The sequence below is a fragment of the Pseudomonas sp. P5_B2 genome (assembly GCF_056400445.1).
In genome coordinates this window covers 1-1,073 of the sequence record NZ_JBFULH010001053.1, presented here as the reverse complement: position 1 = coordinate 1,073, position 1,073 = coordinate 1, and the positions used below count along the sequence as shown (strand labels likewise).

At 54.6% G+C, this 1,073-nt stretch carries 2 protein-coding genes; both read left to right on the top strand.

Going from position 1 to position 1,073, the window contains the following annotated elements; genetic code table 11:
• The first annotated feature begins 5 nt into the window (after positions 1-5).
• Positions 6-761, top strand: coding sequence for a fumarylacetoacetate hydrolase family protein (locus AC1DRJ_RS29095; RefSeq protein WP_477805171.1), 756 nt, complete (start codon positions 6-8; stop codon positions 759-761).
• 5 nt (positions 762-766) lie between these two features.
• The coding region (locus AC1DRJ_RS29090) for an aldehyde dehydrogenase family protein (protein WP_477805170.1) at positions 767-1,073 on the top strand (307 nt) is incomplete at its 3' end.

Sequence of the window (1,073 nt, the reverse complement as noted above, 5' to 3'; positions counted from 1 at the left end):
CTCTTATCCGAATCGAAAGCCAAATACATTCCGTCACGGTTGATGCAGACAACAACGTACATCTGACCGATGGTCGCTCCCTCACCGAAGACCAAGTCGAGTGGCTGCCGCCGGCCAATGGCAACATGTTTGCCCTCGGCTTGAACTATGCCGATCACGCTGCCGAACTCGCCTTCGCGCCGCCAACCGAACCTTTGGTGTTCGTTAAATCAACGGGCACCTACACCGGCCACAATCAGATCACTTGGAGACCTGAAAACATTGCCTACATGCACTATGAGTGCGAGCTGGTTGCAGTCATCGGCAAGCCTGCTCGCAACGTCAAGCGTGAAGATGCGCTGAGCTATCTGGCGGGTTACACCGTGTGTAACGACTACGCAATCCGCGACTACCTGGAAAACTACTACCGCCCGAATTTGCGGGTAAAAAACCGTGACGCCACGACCCCGGTCGGCCCTTGGATTGTCGATGTTGCAGATGTCCCCGATCCGAGCAATCTGAAACTGCGCACTTGGATCAATGGTGAGCTTCGTCAAGAAGGCTCGACCAAAGACATGATCTTCGACATCCCTTACCTGATCGAATACCTGTCCAGTTTCATGACCCTGCAGCCAGGCGACATGATCGCCACCGGTACGCCGGAAGGCCTTGCAGACGTAGTTCCAGGCGATGAAGTGATCGTGGAAGTCGAAGGCGTTGGTCGCCTCGTAAATCGAATTGTCAGCGAAGCGGATTTTTTCTCCGCACGTAAAGAGGCTTGAGCAGTATGATCAAACATTGGATCAATGGCCGTGAGGTCGAAAGCAAAGACACCTTCACCAACTACAATCCGGCTACCGGCGAAGCGATTGGTGAAGTGGCCAGTGGGGGTGCCGAAGAAGTAGCACAGGCCGTGGCGGCGGCCAAGGAAGCCTTTCCTAAATGGGCCAATACGCCTGCCAAAGAGCGCGCACGACTGATGCGCAAACTTGGCGAGTTGATTGAGCAAAACGTTCCGCATTTGGCCGAGTTGGAGACCCTGGACACGGGACTGCCGATCCATCAGACCAAGAATGTGTTGATCCCTCGTGCTT